This is a genomic window from Mesorhizobium sp. WSM4836 (assembly GCF_055811815.1).
Genome location: NZ_JBVVQF010000026.1, coordinates 47,289 through 65,983 on the forward strand (window position 1 = coordinate 47,289; position 18,695 = coordinate 65,983).

The 18,695-nt window shown below is 58.5% G+C and carries 18 protein-coding genes; 8 read left to right on the forward strand and 10 right to left on the reverse strand.

The window, feature by feature from the left end; translation table 11 throughout:
* Window positions 1-42: 42 nt before the first annotated feature.
* From AC0L2P_RS26030 to AC0L2P_RS26060, 7 genes are all read right to left on the reverse strand, one after another.
* The gene (locus AC0L2P_RS26030) at window positions 43-1,839 is read right to left on the reverse strand and encodes a UvrD-helicase domain-containing protein (protein ID WP_473505330.1); all 1,797 of its coding nucleotides are present in this window, start codon (window positions 1,837-1,839) and stop codon (window positions 43-45) included.
* A gap of 3 nt (window positions 1,840-1,842) precedes the next feature.
* Window positions 1,843-3,978 (reverse strand): ATP-dependent nuclease, encoded by a 2,136-nt coding sequence (locus AC0L2P_RS26035; protein ID WP_473505332.1) that lies wholly within the window; start codon window positions 3,976-3,978, stop codon window positions 1,843-1,845.
* Window positions 3,979-4,008: 30 nt separating this feature from the next.
* Entirely contained in the window at window positions 4,009-4,944 is a 936-nt protein-coding gene (locus tag AC0L2P_RS26040) for a 3'-5' exonuclease (RefSeq protein WP_473505334.1), read from the reverse strand.
* Window positions 4,945-4,947: 3 nt separating this feature from the next.
* Window positions 4,948-5,934 carry a hypothetical protein gene (locus AC0L2P_RS26045; RefSeq protein WP_473505335.1) on the reverse strand — a complete coding sequence of 329 codons (987 nt, stop codon included), beginning with the start codon at window positions 5,932-5,934 and terminating at the stop codon, window positions 4,948-4,950.
* 88 nt (window positions 5,935-6,022) lie between these two features.
* A complete protein-coding gene (locus AC0L2P_RS26050) occupies window positions 6,023-6,619 on the reverse strand; it encodes a hypothetical protein (protein WP_473505336.1) in 597 nt (198 codons plus the stop codon).
* 127 nt (window positions 6,620-6,746) lie between these two features.
* Window positions 6,747-7,517, reverse strand: a complete 771-nt coding sequence (gene scpB, locus AC0L2P_RS26055; protein WP_473505338.1) for an SMC-Scp complex subunit ScpB — start codon at window positions 7,515-7,517, stop codon at window positions 6,747-6,749.
* A gap of 5 nt (window positions 7,518-7,522) precedes the next feature.
* A complete protein-coding gene (locus AC0L2P_RS26060) occupies window positions 7,523-8,545 on the reverse strand; it encodes a DUF1403 family protein (RefSeq protein ID WP_473505340.1) in 1,023 nt (340 codons plus the stop codon).
* A 125-nt stretch (window positions 8,546-8,670) separates the two neighbouring features.
* On the opposite strand from AC0L2P_RS26060, the gene AC0L2P_RS26065 reads away from it, so the two are divergent.
* Window positions 8,671-9,894 carry a site-specific integrase gene (locus tag AC0L2P_RS26065; protein WP_473505342.1) on the forward strand — a complete coding sequence of 408 codons (1,224 nt, stop codon included), beginning with the start codon at window positions 8,671-8,673 and terminating at the stop codon, window positions 9,892-9,894.
* A 38-nt stretch (window positions 9,895-9,932) separates the two neighbouring features.
* On the opposite strand, the gene AC0L2P_RS26070 is transcribed toward AC0L2P_RS26065, so the two are convergent.
* The 3 genes from AC0L2P_RS26070 to AC0L2P_RS26080 are packed head-to-tail and all read right to left on the reverse strand — an operon-like array spanning window position 9,933 to window position 11,450.
* Complete coding sequence (locus AC0L2P_RS26070; RefSeq protein ID WP_473505344.1) at window positions 9,933-10,625, reverse strand: nucleotidyl transferase AbiEii/AbiGii toxin family protein; 693 nt, start codon at window positions 10,623-10,625, stop codon at window positions 9,933-9,935.
* Window positions 10,625-10,876 carry a hypothetical protein gene (locus AC0L2P_RS26075; protein WP_473505346.1) on the reverse strand — a complete coding sequence of 84 codons (252 nt, stop codon included), beginning with the start codon at window positions 10,874-10,876 and terminating at the stop codon, window positions 10,625-10,627. Before AC0L2P_RS26075 ends, AC0L2P_RS26070 begins: the two co-directional genes overlap by 1 nt.
* Window positions 10,836-11,450, reverse strand: coding sequence for a hypothetical protein (locus AC0L2P_RS26080; RefSeq protein ID WP_473505348.1), 615 nt, complete (start codon window positions 11,448-11,450; stop codon window positions 10,836-10,838). The genes AC0L2P_RS26075 and AC0L2P_RS26080 overlap by 41 nt, the downstream gene beginning before the upstream one ends.
* 7 nt (window positions 11,451-11,457) lie before the next feature.
* Here AC0L2P_RS26080 and AC0L2P_RS26085 point away from each other — a divergent pair, with 7 nt between their 5' ends.
* The 7 genes from AC0L2P_RS26085 to AC0L2P_RS26115 all read left to right on the forward strand — a co-directional run bounded on the left by AC0L2P_RS26085 (window position 11,458) and on the right by AC0L2P_RS26115 (window position 18,688).
* A complete protein-coding gene (locus AC0L2P_RS26085) occupies window positions 11,458-11,862 on the forward strand; it encodes a hypothetical protein (protein ID WP_473505349.1) in 405 nt (134 codons plus the stop codon).
* Between the two features lie 242 nt (window positions 11,863-12,104).
* Window positions 12,105-13,313 carry a plasmid partitioning protein RepA gene (gene repA, locus AC0L2P_RS26090; RefSeq protein ID WP_473505418.1) on the forward strand — a complete coding sequence of 403 codons (1,209 nt, stop codon included), beginning with the start codon at window positions 12,105-12,107 and terminating at the stop codon, window positions 13,311-13,313.
* A 71-nt stretch (window positions 13,314-13,384) separates the two neighbouring features.
* A complete protein-coding gene (repB, locus tag AC0L2P_RS26095; protein WP_473505351.1) occupies window positions 13,385-14,368 on the forward strand; it encodes a plasmid partitioning protein RepB in 984 nt (327 codons plus the stop codon).
* Window positions 14,369-14,525: 157 nt separating this feature from the next.
* Window positions 14,526-15,731 carry a plasmid replication protein RepC gene (gene repC / locus AC0L2P_RS26100; protein WP_473505353.1) on the forward strand — a complete coding sequence of 402 codons (1,206 nt, stop codon included), beginning with the start codon at window positions 14,526-14,528 and terminating at the stop codon, window positions 15,729-15,731.
* Window positions 15,732-15,819: 88 nt separating this feature from the next.
* The gene (locus tag AC0L2P_RS26105; protein WP_473505355.1) at window positions 15,820-16,251 is read left to right on the forward strand and encodes an antitoxin Xre-like helix-turn-helix domain-containing protein; all 432 of its coding nucleotides are present in this window, start codon (window positions 15,820-15,822) and stop codon (window positions 16,249-16,251) included.
* Window positions 16,248-16,730 carry an RES family NAD+ phosphorylase gene (locus AC0L2P_RS26110; protein ID WP_473505356.1) on the forward strand — a complete coding sequence of 161 codons (483 nt, stop codon included), beginning with the start codon at window positions 16,248-16,250 and terminating at the stop codon, window positions 16,728-16,730. The genes AC0L2P_RS26105 and AC0L2P_RS26110 overlap by 4 nt, the downstream gene beginning before the upstream one ends.
* Window positions 16,731-16,765: 35 nt before the next feature.
* Window positions 16,766-18,688, forward strand: coding sequence for a hypothetical protein (locus AC0L2P_RS26115; protein WP_473505358.1), 1,923 nt, complete (start codon window positions 16,766-16,768; stop codon window positions 18,686-18,688).
* The last annotated feature ends 7 nt before the right edge of the window (window positions 18,689-18,695 follow it).

Here is an 18,695-nt window from a genome sequence, read left to right on the forward strand (position 1 = left end):
GGCTGCCTGGGCTCGCACCGGAGACGACAGCCGTGCGGCACGTCATGGCACCTTGTCATAGGCAAACTGGCAATCGGCAAGCACGGTCGTCGGTTGATACTCTCCCCATCCGCCGCCCCGCTGCCGACCGCGCTCGGAGAGCAAATGCAGGTTTTTTCTTGCTCTGGAGCCGATGACATAAAGTAGCTTGCAGGCGCTCTCAGCGGGAGTCGGGTCGTTAAAGTTTGGCACCATGCCCTCAAGCAGCGCATAACTGATCACAGTGTCGTACTCCGCTCCCTTTACGCCGTGGATCGTCGAGACAGTGATGCCTTTCCGCCCTTCAAATACCCGCTTGAACGTTGCAATCTCGCCGATATATTCCGCGCCTTCCGTCTGAAGTCGTTGAATGCGAGCGCGCGAGCTCTCAAAAAACGCATCATGATGCTCAGCCAGGGCCGGAAATGCCCTGAAATCAACGCCGATAGTGGCGAACAAGGCGTCAAAAAACTGTTCCAGATAAGCGAGCCCGTCCTGCTCGCCAATCGTGATTGAATTACACGTCCTCAGCAGGGATTTTCGGGTAAGCTTTCCAATGTCTACTCCGGCATCGCCCAACGCGCCCAACACGTCGCCAATCCAGCGAAAACGGCGGACATACATGTGAGGCGATGCTTGGGTTAGGACGATCTTCGAGAGCTTGTACCAAAAATTGTCGATGTCGCGCGCGAATGGCACCATACCCGGTCCATCGAACCCATACTCCGGCAAGGCCGCGACGAGTCGCCTGGTCATGCTGGCTAGATGGACCCATTGAGGCGCGAGAATGCAAATCTCGTTCGGCGCGATTCCCGCCGTTTCAATACTGTATCGGACCAGCCGGACCAGCTCCTCTTCCAGACCATCTCGGGCCGTCACCGGGTCGAACGATATCAGACTGGCATATTGCCTATCCTTGCCCTCAGCGGAGATTTTCGTGGCGTAGACATTGTAGTTGCCGAAATATCCAACGATCCGCTCCGAACTTCGATAATTGCGCGACAGATCCATCTCTTTGAAATCGACCCCCGCCATCTCGCTAAATTCAGCGGCAGTAATTGCGTATCCTCCAAGCGATCCGTAGATCGCCTGGTTTGGATCCCCAACGATGAAGGCCCCGACCTTGCCTCCGCCAGCCCTCAGGATCGAGGCGAGAATTGCGTACTGGATTTCTTTCGTGTCCTGATACTCGTCGACCAGGATGTACGAGAAAAGTGAACTCAGGAGCTTGCTGATTGTCGGCTGACTTATGATCAGCTCGTGCGCAAAGTGCAGGATAAGTTCGAAATCTATCTGGCGATTTTGCAGAAGCAGCGCGTGATACTGATCGAGCGCCGAGGCCACGTTTACGCGCCTGGGGGCGTGGCACGTCAGAACACGGCCCGCGGGAGTGTAGTAGTGATTGCAATCCCAATGGGTGATGTTCGGGTAACGATAGGGGGAACAGACCTCGGACAGAATTCGTTCCGTATCGTGCGAGTTTATCACCCGAAACCCATACTTCAACGCATCGTGATAGATGGCGTAGGGTTTCAGGATCCACTCCAGGCAGAACGAGTGAATCGTTCCGATCCAAAGCTGACTAGTGTCGACCCCAAGGTTCTCGATGCGTTCGTGAATTTCATCCGCCGCTCGATGAGTATAGGTGATCGCCACGACCCATTGCTTTTCGGATTCGAGTTTTGACAGCTGGCTGGCAATCTTATAGGTAAGCGCCCGCGTTTTCCCGCTGCCCGGACACGCGACCAGAAAGACATTCTTCTCTTCGTTGACCGCAGCTTCCTGCTCGTCGTTAAGATCGCCTTTGTTCCAGACGAACACGATTCACACCCCGGCAAGAATGTTGTTGATCTCGTCAGCCGGAAAAGCTTGCAGCATGGCAGCGCGAACGCCTGGGAAGTCCAGCCCCCCGTCGCGGAATGCCTGGAGATTGTCCCGGAACGTTGCGACAGCGGCCGCATCAACGCCGTCACTCTTCGCGATGTGATCGATCCGATGGCTGAGAATATTGAAAGCCACAGGCTGGCTGAGCGAACCTTGTGCGAAGAAAAGTGCCTTTAGAAGATAGTCCGGGATAATTGTGTGGTGATCGATCACCCTGCCGACGCGAATGGCAAACCAGCCTTTGCCAGCGTTTCCAGCCATCGTCAAAACGCGCGAGCCAAATGCCGCGATGTCATTTGATTCAAGTTCTGCCTTGGCTAGCGTGATCGTTGCGGGGTCTTTGTAGACTTCGTTCACCACCGAGACGACCTTGGCACCGTTGCCGGCGGCAACAAAGTCGACCTCAAAGGTATGCGAGGCGAAGAAGGGCTTGACCCAAGGATTGTCTTTGGTGAACTCGCCGAGACCAGCTTTCCTCGCAATGCCGGCTTTTTGCGATCCCAGAGCTCGCTTCTTAGCTGTGGCCAATGCTGGAGCATCATCCGGATTCGGATCCGTGTCGATGAAAGCAGCATCGAGGTCGGTCACAATACTACATCGCTTGCGGATGCGCTGATCATGGAACAGAACGGCGACGTTTTCGAACCCGGTGCTGCGGATATTGATCAGGCTCACTCCAAGCTCGTCCAGACTGACGCCCAGCACCTTTTTGATGATGATCGGCATCAAGAGTTCTTCGGCATCGCCTTCGACTAAGATCACGCTCTTGGCAAAAAGCAGGTTGCTGCGAACCGCATCGAGATACCGTTGGATGTTTCCCACCTCCAAAGGCGTCAACCTTGTGGCAGGCTGAAATGCCTCGCATCGGCCGCCTACCCGGCCGAGGATGTTAATGTTCTCGACGTTGCTGACTTCGGAGATATGCGGCGAATGGGTCGAGTAAATCACCTGTGTGTTGGGATAATTGAGCTTGTCGAACAATGTCTTCTGAATATGCGTGTGGATATGCGCTTCCGGTTCTTCGATGAGCAGAAAGTTTGCAATCGACTGCTTGACCCTCTGGTATTTGAATTCAAGCAGCTTGAGGGTCAGGTAGATAAGATTGGCGCCGCCCAGACTGAGCTCCTGGATCCCGCCCTCGTAACCCTCTTCAGATTCGCCAACGAACAGTTTCAGGGATTGAAAGAGCCGATCCGCTTCGTCAGATAGATCGGAGCGGATAGAGAGGGATGTTGGCGAATACGTATCGCCGACCGTGTCGTTTATCGTCTTGCGGATATCGGAGCGAACCTCCCTTACGTCCGAGAGGCCCTCGATTGCTGTGTTGAGACCCTTCACCTGCGTGGTGATGGGCGCAAACTCTGCGGGATTAATCTCCCCGCTCTTGCTCTTCAGCAACGTCAGCAGGGGGTTCGTTCTATTGTTGTGGAAGTCGGCGACGACATCGCGCAAGGCCTGCACGAAGGTAAAAGAGACTTCTCTCGTTATCGAGAAAATGCCCGGGATCTTGCCGCCGATTTCTGGTGGATCGAGATCCGCGCTGAATCTGACGTTTTCAAAATCACCGACCAGGGCGGTGTAAACAGCGGGATCGGTAAAATCGGCCGTGCTTTTGCCGGTAAGGACGGTCTCATAGTCATCGGTTGTGAGGGTCAAAAGAATGGCGTCCAGGCCGGCTTTATCCCCCTCATCAAGCTGAGACAGTCGGCTGCGAACCACGGCCTTCGGCCGAAATATCAAATTGTAGGTTGCCCGACCGATCGCTCCGTCTTCGATATTCCCCGATCCATGTAAGAAGAGGGTTTGTATCGTCTCGTCGTCGGAGACTTCGTCGAATTCTAGACTGACAATAATCCAGTGGCCACGCCAGTTGGCCAAACCTCGATGAAAATCTCGCTCCTCTAGCCGCAGCGCAGAGCGCAGCATACTTTCGTCGAGAAGAAGCCGAATAGCCCGAAAGAGATTGGTCTTTCCCGACCCGTTCTCCCCTATGATCGTGTTGATGCCTTTCCTGAAGACGATGTTTGCCCTCTGAAAATTGCGATAGTTCACGAGCTGAAGTTTAGATATGTGCACAGTGCCCCCCGGACTTGTTTTTGCTCTGCCTTATGACCGGTCGGAGAACCTATCGTAGGCGGTAATTTTGCGTGTCTTTATATCAACTTCACGCCGGTAAATCTCCGTACGCAAATACGAGAGTTCCGACTCCTTCGCATCGTCATCGACATCGATGTACCAAGAGCGTGGGCTCTGGCTGCCCTCGGCATTCCACCGATAGCCCCGCGCTTTCAGCACGTCCTTCAGACCGAATGGAGAATTGTCGGCCCATATCCTCCAGTTTGAAAGGCGCGCGCGCTCCAACAAGCGGCTCATTGCGGGCATTGCCGCCTTTGGCAACGATAGTGAGAGCAGCTCAACCGCGGCCGCACAGTCCTGAAAGGCGCGGTGGCGCTCGTAGAAAAAGCCGGCACCCGTCGCCAGGTAAGCCAGCTTCGTACCTTCGAACCCTTCCCCTGCCCAATCAATTTGGGTCATTGAGCAGGCCCACGGTTTGGTGATGAAGGCGTCGCTCAGTCGTTCGAGAAATCTGCGATCGAAGGCAGCATTGTGTGCAATTACAAGCGATGCCGGGCTCACGAACGCGGCCACCTCCGCTGCAGCAATCGCATTCCCAGCCACCATCTCGTCGGTAATTCCCGTCAGCGCCGAAATCGCCGCTGGGATAGGTTGGCTCGGCTCGCCGAACTGCTGAAATGGCATCCCAACATTGAATATCGTTCCGTCGAGCCCATAGGTGAAGGGCAACATGGCGAGTTCGATAATCTCGTCACTGGTCGGATCGAGGCCCGTTGTCTCGACGTCCACGAACAGCCCGATTCGCGTTTCAGTGCCTTCTGGAGGGACTGCGGCCAATCTCGGCTCGAGCCGACGAAGCACACGATATCGGCCACTCGAATTCAGGGCTTTGGCCATCGCCTCCAGTTCAGTGTTCTGGGTCCGATCCGATCCATCAGGCTTCCCGGTCGCTGAAAAGAGAGCCATCAGCTACATCCAAATTGTCTTGGGCGATATCGAGATGGACCTTTTCTCATCCAAATCGTCGATAAACGCTGACCATCGTTCCCGTCCCATCCTCATTGAGGCATAGCCGGCCGCCATGGCGGAGAATGACTTCAACACATCCGCTAGGTCGTGGATGAAGCCTTCCAGAAGCCGCGCTACGGATTTGCCGTAAGCGAGAAATATGGCGTCGCGGTAATTTGCTTTTCCACGATATCGAGAGGCCTGGTGCAGGAATGCTAGGCCCCGTTTCGCGTACCACGCATCACGTATCTGCCTGGCGGGGAGGGTCCGAAAGTTGTCGACGCCCAGCGCCTTGAACTCACGATCGTCCACTAACCTCTCTTGAATATTCCACTGTTCCCAACCCGCGGTGCCAGATAGGTACTCGGCGCAGCAGCCCCAGGCTTGCTCAGGCGTGGCCGGTACTGTTGTCAACGAATGCTTTCCGCGAGCCCTGATAGGTGCGAGCTCGCGCTTCAACGTGCTTTCCAACAGGTTGGAGAGGCGGTCTCCGAAAGGCGCCATAGCGAGACCGTTTGCTGGAAACTGGCGATCCCACTGTTGTGCGGTTGCGGCGTGATTATCTGGGAACGATCCATCGCATGCCGCGATCATCGCCGATGCCGCTCCATAGACGCCGTAGTACCAAGTCACTATTCCTACCCGAGCGACATCCGCCTTGTTCGGAACATCTGCGATTGCCTGCAAAGCAGCGATTTGATGCAGCGAAAAAAGGAGCTGCTCAAAAATCGAGTTGAGCTCTCTTTCAGTAATCGACCTGCGTTGTACATTGCCATAGAATCGTCGGGCGGCTTGGAAATCGAGCTTCAGGCTGTCAACGAGAATCGCCAGCGAGCGAATCCAGTTAATTGTTGAAGGCAGTGCGAAACGCACGTCGGGTACGTCGGTGGCCTTCTCGGCGAGAGTTCCATGCTCTCGCATGCGTGCATACAACGAGTAGTTCTGCACTATCAGCCTCCCCTGGCGCTTCAGCACTCTAAACGAGTCGGATCCACTTCGTGGCACCTACGTTCGCAAACCCGTATTTCTACGGTGCCTAGGGGGACACGAGCCCTTGAATGTCGATGATTGCCCGCAGCTTATTGTAATCAAGGCCATCTGGCGCCGCGTCTAAAAAGCTGCGCATATGCTCGGGATTATTTGCCCTGCCGCTCATCGCAGCATGTTCAATCTCCTTCCGTCGGACGAGAGGACCTATTTTCGCATCCTGTGACCACTGGGCCTCAATCGCGGCGCCCTCAGCCGACTTCTCCAGGTGATAGGTGTAGGTCAGACCGGGGAACAAGATTTGATCCAGAATGATGACGTTTCCGACCGGATTGAGATCGGGGTCCTCGGTTATGCCAAGTGTCAGATCGGTTTTCTTGCCGCCAAACTCAAGCCATGCGTGCGATATCATAACGTCATCGGACCCATCGTTGATGTAGCCCACAACTGGAACCGTCTGAACGCCTTTGTCAGCAAGATACAGGTGCAGGAAGAACGTCATCCGATAGCACATGCCGGTCGACTCGGCCGGCTTGATGAATCTATTGAAAAGACGCTCTGCCACATCAGCGATGACGCACTCACTCGCCGTCAATGTTTCGTACCACTGTTTCTTCGCCACAGCTCGCTGTTTTGCCTGCCCCATTGCCTCAAGAACTCCCCATCCTCTATACCGTCCCTACCCGTCGTTTCGCGGACGCCAAGCTCGCTCACCTAGCACCGGGAGAGAGCCTTCCATCCCATCAATTTTTGAACTGCTCTCGTTCTGACCCCTAAAGCGAGTCCCTACCCAGACCGCCGCTCAGAGATATTTCATCTTCGACGATCTGTCCTTTTGGCTCTTCCTCTTCCTCGCCCTCGTCGTGCTCCCCGCTTCCCAACCCGGCCGGAATATCGCCTGCCAGCAGCCTCTCCTTGGAAAGTAGCCCCGCGTCCTCGAGCGCTTCGAAATCCGGCAGGTCGCGCAGCGTGTCGAGCCCGAACTCCAGCAGGAATTCTTTTGTCGTCACATAGGTGTAGGGCGCGCCCGGCGTTGGGCTGCGCGGACCGGAAGCGATCAGGCCGGCACCGCGCAGATGACCAATAAAATCGCGACTGATCTCCTTGCCGAAGAAAGACGACAGTTCGGCGCGGGTGATCGGCTGGAAGTAGCCGATGCACATCAGCACCAAAATCTCCGACTGCGTAAGGTCGGCTGTCTTCCCACTTCCACCTACAGCAGCACGGATGGCGTCTGCATAGGCAGGCCGGGTCAAATGTTTCCAGCCGCCGGCGACCGAAACCAGATCGTAAGGGCGGCCGCGCAGCTCCTCGCGGATGTCGTCGATCAGAAGGTCAATGCTGCAGGTCTTGCCGACGATCCGTGCCAGCGTCTCGCGGCCGACCGGCTCGCTGGCGGCAAAGATGGTCGCCTCGACGCGCTGCATCCATTCGCGCCATCTCGCCTCCGGCGGCAGGTGATCCAGCTCCCGGTCAAACAGCTGGTCAGCTGATCGACGGTCATCTGGCCGGCTCCCTCCTCGCCTACGTGCACTCTCCGCCATTGTCTTCACAGCCCGTAGATGCGGAAGGTAGCGCGGCCGGAGAGTTCGCGCACGGCACCGAGCTCGACCAGCCGGTCGAACAGGCGGCGCAGGCCGCGGTCGCTCATGCCGGCGATCTTTTCCGAGGCAACGACCGCGTCGTCGGACAAGAGCTTGTCGACAACAGCATCCGCCGCCTTGGCCCTGAGTTTCGGGGCAACAGCAAGCAGCCGGCCCGCGCGGCGCTCAAGCTCGGTGCAAAGATCAATGGCGCGCAGCGCGGCGCGCGCCTGTGCGGCCAGCAGGCTTTTGGCACGGTCAGGATCTGTCTCAATGCCTGTCGCCACAGAGCTGGCTGCCGATCGACGCGGGCGGGCGCTGGTCCCTAAGGCTGCCTCGCCGCCCAGCAGCGGCACCGCGTGGGCCCAACCCAGTCGTTGCGCCAGCAGGGCGTCGGCGAGCCAGCATCCGAAGGCTCGTGCGAAGCCATATCTTTCGGCAGCCGTGAACGCGCCGGTCAGCATGCCGACCATTCCGATGCCCGCGGAAAGCTGTCGAAGATCGTCCGCCAGATCGCTGACTGCGTCGTCGTCGCGGCGGAGACCGAGGTCATCCAGCGCCGCGCCGATGCTCGCCTCGGTCAGCAGTTTCTCGGCAGGCGTGCCGGCCAGCCGGCGCCAGGCAAGCAGCATTGATCCGGCTGGGCCGACGGACAAAAAATCGCCCGGGCGTGTGAGCAGCACGGCGTCGCGCAGCGCATTTTCATCCTCGACGCGGCCTGCCTGCTTTGCCGTTACCGCAGCAGCGACAAGCGCCAGGCGCTGCCGCCAGGCGCCGGCCCACCGCTCCTGCTGGCGAACCACCGCATCGAGCGCGCCGATGGCGGCGCCTGTAGTGATCGCCACATCTTCAATGCTCTGGCTGGTAAGGCTTTGCGCGTCTAGCATCGCGCGGCGCAGCCAGCTCGGCACAGACGCCAACGGGGCGGCTGTGGCAACGCCGGCTGGCGTGCCATGGTGGCGAAGGGCGAGTGTGGGGCGCAGAATCATCGACAACACGATGAATCATGACGGCGCTTGTGGCAATTTAATTGCGTAAAATCCGCCGCGCCTGTCGGCAACATACAACGAATGATAATGTTGCATTATCGTTCATTTTGCCCTTTATAGAAGAAATGGCCGTTTTCGTCGAGCAGAAGCCCAAAAATCACGCCGAGCAAGCTTGCGGACCGCCACACAGCACGGGCACCGGGGATGACATTCTGGCCGCGCAGCCGTCGGCCGAAACCGCCGCGCTTGATGCCGGCGATCTCCCTGACATCATCGACGTCGTCCTGGAGATGGGCAGGACGCCGGACGAACCGGCGGCCGAAGCGTCCCCCCCTCTCCCGGCCGTCGCCAATCCCCGCCTGCCGGCGCATCTCGACGCGCTTGCCGGCCGCGCCCGCGACTATGTCGAGGCGGCGAGCGCGGCCAACACCCGCCGCGCCTATGCCGGTGACTGGAAGCATTTCGGGAGCTGGTGCCGACGCCAAAGCGTCGAGGTGTTTCCGCCCGATCCGCAAGTCGTCGGGCTATACATCACCGCTTGCGCGTCCGGCACGGCCACCGGGGATAAGACGCCAAACTCCGTGTCGACGATCGAACGCCGGCTGTCCTCGCTGACCTGGAACTACGCCCAGCGCGGTCAATCGCTGGACAGAAAAGACCGCCATATCGCCACCGTCATGGCCGGCATCCGCAACAAGCACGCCGCCCCGCCGCGGCAGAAGGAGGCGATCCTGCCCGAGGATCTGATAGCCATGCTGGAGACACTCGAACGCGGAAGTTTACGCGGCCTGCGCGACCGCGCCATGCTGCTGCTTGGCTTTGCCGGCGGCCTGCGCCGCTCCGAGATCGTGGCTTTGGACATCGGCCGCGACCAGACCGAGGACGGCCGCGGCTGGATCGAGATCCTCGACAAGGGCATGCTCGTTTCCCTTCGCGGCAAGACCGGCTGGCGGGAGGTCGAAGTCGGGCGCGGCTCGTCCGATGCCACCTGCCCGGTTGTCGCGGTGCAGACCTGGCTCAAGCTCGCCCGCATCGCACACGGACCGCTGTTCCGGCGCGTTGCCGGCCAGGGTAAGGCGGTCGGCGCCAATCGGCTCAACGACCAGGAGGTCGCGCGCCTCGTCAAGCGGACTGCGCTGGCGGCGGGCGTGCGCGGCGACCTGCCGGAAGGCGAACGCGGAAAGCTGTTTGCCGGCCATTCGCTGCGCGCCGGCCTCGCCTCCTCAGCCGAAGTCGATGAGCGCTATGTGCAAAAGCAACTCGGCCATACCAGCGCCGAGATGACCCGCAGGTATCAGCGGCGGCGTGACCGCTTCCGGGTCAACCTCACCAAAGCGTCCGGGCTCTAAAAAGCCCCCTCCCCTCGCCGGTTGAACTGGTGAGGCGGTCAGGTTCTTTGAGGTGATGACAACGCCTCGTCGAGCACAGCGAGCGCTGCGTCCAGACTGTCGGCGGCCGACGCTTCGTAGTCAGGCATGATCATCAGCTGCGCGATCGCGCGGCCGACGAATTCCGGGTTGAGTTTTTCCATTCGCTGTCTGGTGCGAGCGACCTGTTCTGGAAGCGCACGCAGAGCGTTGACGACCTCGTCCAGTTGCGACCGGGCTGCGGCGGCGATGTCGAAGATGTCGCGCGGTTTGGCTTCCGATCCCCGGTAATAGACCTTCTTGGCGACAATTTCCGGAATGGTCTCGAGACGCACCGTCCTGCCTTCCACCACACGGGTCTCGAAAGGCGTCGTTGTCAGCGCTCCGGCAACGATGAAGTCGATTTCGCCAACGCCTTCGAAGGCGAACTTCTGAAACCGAAGCCCATCACCCAGATAGTCGGACGGCATCGTTTCCAAGTGCAGGTGGCTTCTGGAGGGGTCGATGAACCCGAGCAATTGAGGGTCGTCGAGGAAGATGTCGATGTCATGGCTTTCGCGATGGCCGATCTGGATCATCATCGCCGTTCCGCCGCCAAATGACCATTCAAAGTCATCGCCCGCGGCATTCTCGCGAAGCTGATCGATCAGGTCGATAGTGATACCAAAAAGCCGCCGCCATTCGGACGGGCGTCGGCTATCAAGTCCAGCCATTACGCGGCGAGCGGATAGCTCTCGCCGGACCAGGCAGAGAACTTGGCGGCAAACGCCTTCAGGTCCTCAACTGCGATGTGGTGCGCGGTTGCGAACTCGACTTGCTGGGCGAGAGGGACCTCGCCGAGAAAGGCGCTGACATGACCGGGATGCTGCTTGGCCAGATCGATATCAGCAAGGCAATGCGCCAGCGCCGCGTCGTCCAGTTGATCACTGTAGGGCGCGTTCACCGTCGTCAGGACTGAACTCAAATGCTTGCTCATCATGCGTGCAAGATAGCCGTTTCAGGCTTGTCGCACAAGTTGCCGCCCTCTTCCGAACCATCGGCGATCCGGCCACGGCCTTAGAGCCGCAGTCGGCCGACGTCGGACTCGCCCCTGCCCTGAACAAGGCCTTTCCAAGCTTCGTCTTCACCGTCGCGACCATCGACGATCCAACTGGTGCAACCCTCACGACGTTGTCGCTGCCGACGGCACCCGCCTGGGCGATCATCGCGCCTGGGTCGAGCATGAACTGGCCGAGGTCGGCGGTGACCTCAACGCCTTCTGGAACCGGCATCGCCAGAGCGGGGAAAATTCGCCGAATGGCGAGGCACCACCGCCTTCGCCTTTGCCCCGACCGGTTCCCAGCGTCGCCGCGTTCGTGCAGATCTCGCTCGGCCGCGAGATCGAGTTTCTGGCCGGCGCGGTGGTCGATCCCGACTATCGCCCCCGCAACGTCGACGATCTGTTCGAGCCGACCTGGGTTTTGCGCGGTTCCGCGGTCGAGACACAACAGCTCGCAGGGCCAGTCCACCGGCTGCGCGGCCGTTCGCGGCGGCGGCATCGTTCACATGCGCAGTTTTTTGGCGCGCCGGACGCGCATCGAACGCGAACTGCGCGAGGCGCAGCGGCCCGAGCTGGAAACCGTGTCATCCGCGAGGTCGGGCCAGATGGCACGCGCGACACCGCGTTTTTTCGACGCCAATCCCGACTGGTTCGATTTCGTGCCGCGCGAAAGCCGCTTCTTTGTTGCCTGGACTGAGCGGCTGCTCGCCGACGAAGGCGTCTCCGTGCACCGGCTGATGGAACGGATCAAGGCGATTGACACCGAAATCGATCTGCCCTTCGCCTGGTTCTTTCTGATGACCCACGACCATTGGTTCGATCCGAATGTCGGTCACGCGATCGCCGCCAGGAGCTCAATGTCGCGATCACTCGCCAGGCCCCGGTGCGGGTCGCCTAAGGAAAGCCGATAAGAATTTGCGCGGGACGCTTGGGTAAGCAGGGAGCTGTGCTTGGGATAAGCACGCTTTGTCCGCAGACAAAATCGCCGAATTATGTAGCATATTCAGTTGCATGAATCACATCATGTAATGCTATCCTGAGACCATTAAGCTTTTGTTAACTTTAAATTTCTTGCCCGGGCGAACGAATCGGACATAATGACGGTTGCTTGGCGCTTTTACGTCAAAAATCGTTTTTAGAGAGTCTCGATCGAATGAACGTGAGTTCGCCCGTTCCTACGAAAGTCCCGCTGCTGTTCGAGAAAAGTATCCTCGATCAGGGCGACCAGATATCGAAGAAGTTGCACCTGCTTTCGATGCAGCGCTTCCCTCCCCATGCAAAGAAAAATCTTCGTTCGTTCTCGCTGGCGGAGGTTGCCACGTATCTGGGGGTGTCCCAGAGCCATCTGAAGAAACTGCATCTGGAAGGAAAGGGACCGGTGCCTGAAACCTCGACGTCGGGCAGACGCTCGTACACTGCTGAACAGATGCTTGAGTTGCGCCAGTATCTCGACCAGTACGGTCGATCCGATGCCCGCATGTATGTTCCCCATCGGCGACCGAGCGAGAAGCTTCAGATTTTGGCTGTGGTTAATTTCAAGGGGGGCAGCGGGAAGACCACTACCGCTGCCCACCTCGCCCAATACCTGGCACTTACCGGGCACCGTGTCCTAGCTGTCGATCTCGATCCGCAGGCGTCGCTTTCTTCGTTGCATGGGTTCCAACCTGAACTCGACCAGACGAAATCGCTTTACGACGCGATTCGTTATGACGACGAGAGGGTGCCTCTCTTGGAAATCATCAAGCCGACGAATTTTCCGGGCTTGGACATCGTCCCAGCGAACCTAGAGCTGCAGGAATTCGAATACGACACGCCTCTGGCAATGACGGACAAGTCTTCGAATGTGGGCAGGGCGTTTTTCACGCGCGTCTCGAAGGCATTGATGGAAGTCGACGATCGCTACGATGTCATAGTTATCGATTGTCCGCCGCAGCTTGGCTACCTGACGATCACCGCACTGACTGCGGCGACCTCAGTGTTGATCACGATCCATCCGCAAATGCTCGATGTTATGAGCATGGGCCAGTTTCTGCTGATGCTCGGGAACATCCTGGAGCCGATCAGGGCGGCCGGTGCGGAGGTGAATCTGGAGTGGTATCGCTATCTTGTTACTCGATTCGAACCCACGGATCAGCCGCAAGCGCAGATGGTGGCGTTCCTGCAAACGCTGTTCGGCGAATTCATTCTCAAGAACCAGATGCTGAAATCAACGGCGATTTCCGATGCGGGGATTACCAAGCAGACCCTCTACGAAGTCGAAAAGAATGCGATGACTCGTTCCACATACGAGCGAGCAATGGAAGCCTTGGACGTCGTAAACGGCGAAATCGTAGCTTTGATTCATGAAGCATGGGGCCGTTGACTTTGTCTGCTGACAAAAGTGGATATTTGCCAAGTGTATTCAACGACCTACGCGCTGTCTGGAGGTAAAATATGGCACGTAAGAATCTTCTTGCAGGCCTGGTAGAAGCGGAGACCGAGGACCGGGCATCAGCCTCCGCTGCGGCATATCCGATCCGCGGCGCGTCAAAATCCATGATCCGCTCAGTCAACGAGTTGGCAAAGCAAGCGGATGCGTATCTTGAGGGGGAGCATGTCGTCGAACTCGACCCAAGCGCAGTCGATGGCTCGTTCGTTTCCGACCGCATGGGCGACAACGAGGAACAATATCAAGAGCTGCTGGAAGCGATTAGGGAGAGAGGGCAGGATTCTCCCATACTCGTCCGTCCGCATCCGAGCTCAGACGGCCGCTACATGATCGTCTTCGGCCATCGCAGAGTCCGAGTCGCCCGCGAACTGGGACGGAAGGTGAGGGCGGTGGTCAAGGAGATCGACGACAAGACCCATGTAATTGCCCAGGGTCAGGAGAATTCCGCTCGGGCAAATCTCAGTTTCATCGAGAAGGCGATGTTCGCAAAGCGCCTTGAGGATTTGGGGTACGACAGAGATGTGATCTCGTCAGCATTGGCCTCGAACGCCGCTGCGGTCTCGAAGATGGTATCGGTTGTCACCAGAATTCCGGCATCTGTGATCGGTAAGATTGGATCAGCTACGTCTGTAGGCCGCGAGCGGTGGGTTGAGCTGTCTCTGCTCGCCGGCAAGAAATCCGAAGTGGTCAATGCAATCTTGTCCGAACCAGAATTCGGTGAACTTGAGAGCAACGAACGCTTCGAAAGGTTGCTAGCAGCCTTGAATGCGAAGGGGAAGCCGGTTCGCAAGGTAGCCGTGAGGTCCCAAGCTCAGTCCTGGGTCCCCGAGGACAAATCAGTTAGCGTCAGCGTCAAGAAGGCAGGCAAGGCCATCACGATCGCCGTGAAGGAGGTGGACGGCAGCCGCTTTGGGACGTGGATTTCCGATAATCTGGGCAACCTTTATGAGGCGTTCAGAAAATCGGAGAAGACATCAACAGGAGACTGAAACCGCAAAAGAAAAAGGCCCCCGAACGTCACCGTCGCGGAAGCCCTTCTCAACCATAAGCAAGCTGAGAATCACATTTTCGCGAATCACTGTCAAGAGTCTTTGGCGTCGTTTTGGCGAGCAGATTTCTTTTGCCTAATCGAGGGTGAAAGAAGAAATGGAGACGGGTATTGCAACGACGCCCTTCGGGCGGCGGCCGATGTCGCTTGCCATGTTGGCAGCGCAAAACGATTCACGTGAAATCCCCAAGGGCAGGGTCGTCGACAAGTGGCAGATCTATCGCAACCTCTGCGAAGGCAAGAGCATCGTCGGCATTGGCGATCGTGCCCTGGCCGTCCTGAATGCGTTGCTATCATTCTATCCTGACAGCGAATTGAGCGAGGAAAACGACCTGATCGTTTTTCCCTCGAACGCACAGCTGTCGCTCAGGGCGCACGGAATGCCCGATGCCACGCTCAGGCGGCACCTGGCGGCTCTTGTTGACTGCGGGCTAATCATCCGTCGGGATAGCCCGAACGGCAAGCGTTACGCCCGCAAGGGCAGGGGAGGGGAGGTCGAGGAAGCCTTTGGCTTCTCCCTGGCGCCGCTGCTGGCCCGTGCTTACGAGTTCGAGGCGGCTGCCGAACGTGTTCGCGCCGACAATAGGGCGCTTAGGCTTATGCGCGAGCGGATCACTTTGCACCGCCGTGACATCCACAAGCTGATCGAGGCGGCCTCTGACGAAGATGTCCAAGGCGACTGGGGAAGCCTGTGGAAGCGTTTCCGCGGCGTTGTGGAGGCGATTCCGCGCCGTGCCAGCGTCCCCGAGCTCGAGCCGATCGTAGCCGATCTGGCCGCCTTGCGTGATGATGTGGACAAGCTGCTGGAAATCCACATGAAATCCACGAATCCGAGCGGCAATGACTTTCAAAACGAGCGGCAGCAATCTGATTCAAATACCGACTCTATTTTTGAATTTGAACCTGCTTTAGACAAAAGCGGGTCGACGGTCGAACCAAGACGGGCAGCCGACGAGAAGCCGAAAGGCTATCCGATCGGACTTGTGCTGAAAGCCTGCCCCGAAATTGCGGACTACGCCGTCGATGGCATCGACAATTGGCGCGATCTCATGATCACCGCCGCCCAGGTGAGGGGCTACCTTGGCGTCTCGCCGTCGGCGTATGAGGAGGCCTGCCATGCGATGGGCCAGGAAACCGCCGCGATCGTGATTGCCTGCATCCTGCAACGCGCTCAGCACATCAATTCAGCCGGCGGATACCTGCGCGTGCTGACCGATAAGGCCAGGGCAGGGGCGTTTTCGGTCGGGCCGATGCTGATGGCGGCATTGCGAGCGAACGGCGTGACAGCAAAGATGACCGGGTAATCGTTGGCGGATCGTTCGCGCTGATGCGGCGGCTTGTATGCCGCATCATGTGAGGCTATATTTTGTCTCAAATGGATTGGAGAATGAAATGCCAGCGTTCGGAAATGTCGCCGACGTGTTGGGGCTGCCCGTCAAAGAGGTGGCGGCGCGGTCGCCGTTCGGGCTGATCTCCCGGATCGAGGATGGACTTCCCATCGGGGCGCTCGAGCGCGTTGCGCATCTTCTAGCGCCTGGCGATGCTCAGTTCAAATACCGGCTGATCCCCAAGGCAACCTACGAGCGGCGTAAGCTGGTACATCGCCTCTCGTCGGACGAGGGCACACGATTGGCCCGCGTGGCGCGCGTCTGGGGTCTTGCTGTCGATGTCTGGCAGAACGAAGAGGAAGCGCGCGATTTCTTGTTCCGGCCGCACCCGATGATTGAGGACAAGCGACCGATCGACCTCGTTATCCTGAGCGAGTTCGGCGCCGAAATGGTGGTCGATATCCTCGCAGGTCTGAAATATGGCAGTGCTGCGTGACGGCGCAGACTCTCGATCGCACGCTATCATCCTTTCGCATCGGTGATCCCGCCGGCACCTACCCGATCTTCGACGCGACCGGCTCGACAATTGCGCCAGGGCGATGGAACACGCCCGGAAGTCCTATCATCTACACCAGCGAGCACTATTCGACGGCCCTGTTGGAAAAGCTGGTGCATGGCAGCGGCCGACTGCCGCCCAACCAGCACTACATCGAAATCACAATCCCGCCCGGGCTGAGCTACGAGGTCTTTTCCCAACCGTCACTGCCCGGCTGGGACACGATGCCGGCGACGGTGAGCAAGGGATTTGGCGAAAACTGGTGTCTAGAACGGCGCAGCGTCATCCTGCTGGTGCCGAGTGTCGTGGCGCGTCTCGATTGCAATGTGCTGATCAATCCGGCGCATCCGGAATTTTCAAGGATCCAGACAAGTCTGCACCAGCCCGTCTACTGGGACCGGCGGCTGTTTGGCGCGTAACGTGGGAGGCCGGGGCTTTCTGTTGCTATCAGCGTGTGCCTGCCGACAAGCAACAGCTGGCGGATTTCGTCACCGCCGATGCTGATTGCGGCGCTGCGGGCGCAAAGCCGATCAAACAAGGACAGGGTGAGGGTTCTCGGTTAGCATCGACGCGCATCTTTGCGGAGGAAAATATGACCAGTGTGGCGCGCGACAGCTTCGAGGCATGGAGCAGGCTTTGTGCGGCGGGCGGGCTTGAGCTCGACGATCGCGATGCCGATTTCGGGGAGAACCTACGCACCGCACTTTCGCCATCGGCCGCCACACTAGAGGAGGCGCTGCGCTCCAGTTCCACCGATCATCTCGTCAGAGCTGTCTTTGACTTGGCAGAGCCCTTCGTGGCTATGTTCCGCGCCATCCTGAGCTTCTTCCAGGCTGCCGGAGTGCAGCAAGGCCGCTCCCAATGGGATATCCATATCGACGAGGAACACTTCGAACTGAAGCATTTCGAGAAGTTTCTCGAGACTTGGAACGCGCTCGATTGCGAAGTGGATGTTCCAGCTGTCGATTCCGAAGGCGCTTCGGCAATCTTGCGCGCGGGTGATGACCTGATCGATGCAGAATGGCGCGCGAAGACTGGTGTCCCAGATATCGACCACTGGCAGCAAATGTATCATGATGGGGGACTTTATCTTCCTTTCCCTCGCTCGCTCCATGCCGATCGTGTCCCGGCTAGGTTTCGGGATGCGATCTCGATCGCCACTGTTCTGGTCGAAAGCGCTCGCCGTGCTTGGCCAGATCGCGAGACAATGATGCGAGACTATCGGGACCGCAGGCTCGGGTTCGATAGCGGCGACGGCTTCAACTTAGGAACCATCGCGCAGCACGAGACTGACTTTCAACTTGGCTTCATAGTGGCGCAGATTGGGCGGTATGTGTCGTTGGATGAGGCACGCCAACGCATGGTCGGGCAACGGCTCGCCATTGCGTTAAGCCGCTACCCCAGACGCAAGATTGGCATTCGGGCGGAGCTGCCGGAATTGGAGCGCATTCTATCTCTGCCTCTCTGGCAGCGTCGCCACGAGCTCTACGCCGTCTGGATCGCGACCGAGATCGTCAACGCCCTCGACGGCCACGATTGCGCGCTCCATCACGAGAAAGGCCGTATCACTTTCGCGTTTCGAGAGTCTGTCATTGCGACAGTGCGTTCGAGCCACCCGAAAGTGAGGTTGTTCGCCGAGCGGCGCAGCCCTCTCATCGCACCGATCGGGCATGGCCGCACGGGCCACGTCCAACCCGATTACAGCCTGTGGCGCAGCTCCGGAGATCGGGAAGAGTGTGGTCTCGTGGTCGAGGTGAAGCATTACAAGCGCGGGTCGCCGGCACGATTCCGCGAGGCACTGATCGACTATGCCCGGGCGCATCGCGCCGCGAAGGTCTTACTCGTCAATCATGGCCCGGCGCGGGAGAGCTTCCACGCAGCCGATCGCGATGTCAGCGGCCGATGTATCGTCATCGGTGATTTGACTCCAAGCCACCTGAGACAGCGCGAAACATTGAAGGAGATTGTTCGGGACTACGTGGGCGAGCCAGTCTTCCGCAGGACTGGTGTCGATGCGGGACCGCTCCTCATGCTTGCGGTCGATGTATCAGCGTCGATGTCGGCTGCGATCGACGCGCCAGACTTCGCCGGGCTTTTATCCTCGGTTGCGGAAGGGCGCACAGCAGCCGTAGCCCTCGTCGATTCCGAGATTCAAAGCGTCGGGCAGCTCGACCTCATCACTAACGACATTAGACGCTCACGTCGCGGCCATACAAGCCTCCACGATCCCGTCAGCAGCCTTCTCGAAGATCATGAACGTGTCGTCTTGCTGACCGATAGGGACGGCATTGCTGATCTCGTTGGATTCAAAACCAAACATTTGGGCTCCAAGCACGTTGGCGGGATAACAGTCGAGGTCATTGAGATTGAACGATGACTGCTCG

Coding starts and splice junctions, on each gene's coding strand:
- AC0L2P_RS26040 (WP_473505334.1), bottom strand. CDS start 4,944: ATGGCTCTCTTTTCAGCGACCGGGAAGCCTGATGGATCGGATCGGACC.
- AC0L2P_RS26050 (WP_473505336.1), bottom strand. CDS start 6,619: ATGGGGCAGGCAAAACAGCGAGCTGTGGCGAAGAAACAGTGGTACGAA.
- scpB (WP_473505338.1), bottom strand. CDS start 7,517: ATGGCGGAGAGTGCACGTAGGCGAGGAGGGAGCCGGCCAGATGACCGT.
- AC0L2P_RS26060 (WP_473505340.1), bottom strand. CDS start 8,545: ATGATTCTGCGCCCCACACTCGCCCTTCGCCACCATGGCACGCCAGCC.
- AC0L2P_RS26065 (WP_473505342.1), top strand. CDS start 8,671: ATGGCCGTTTTCGTCGAGCAGAAGCCCAAAAATCACGCCGAGCAAGCT.
- AC0L2P_RS26070 (WP_473505344.1), bottom strand. CDS start 10,625: ATGGCTGGACTTGATAGCCGACGCCCGTCCGAATGGCGGCGGCTTTTT.
- AC0L2P_RS26080 (WP_473505348.1), bottom strand. CDS start 11,450: ATGCCGCCGCCGCGAACGGCCGCGCAGCCGGTGGACTGGCCCTGCGAG.
- AC0L2P_RS26085 (WP_473505349.1), top strand. CDS start 11,458: ATGCGCAGTTTTTTGGCGCGCCGGACGCGCATCGAACGCGAACTGCGC.
- repA (WP_473505418.1), top strand. CDS start 12,105: ATGAACGTGAGTTCGCCCGTTCCTACGAAAGTCCCGCTGCTGTTCGAG.
- repB (WP_473505351.1), top strand. CDS start 13,385: ATGGCACGTAAGAATCTTCTTGCAGGCCTGGTAGAAGCGGAGACCGAG.
- repC (WP_473505353.1), top strand. CDS start 14,526: ATGGAGACGGGTATTGCAACGACGCCCTTCGGGCGGCGGCCGATGTCG.
- AC0L2P_RS26105 (WP_473505355.1), top strand. CDS start 15,820: ATGCCAGCGTTCGGAAATGTCGCCGACGTGTTGGGGCTGCCCGTCAAA.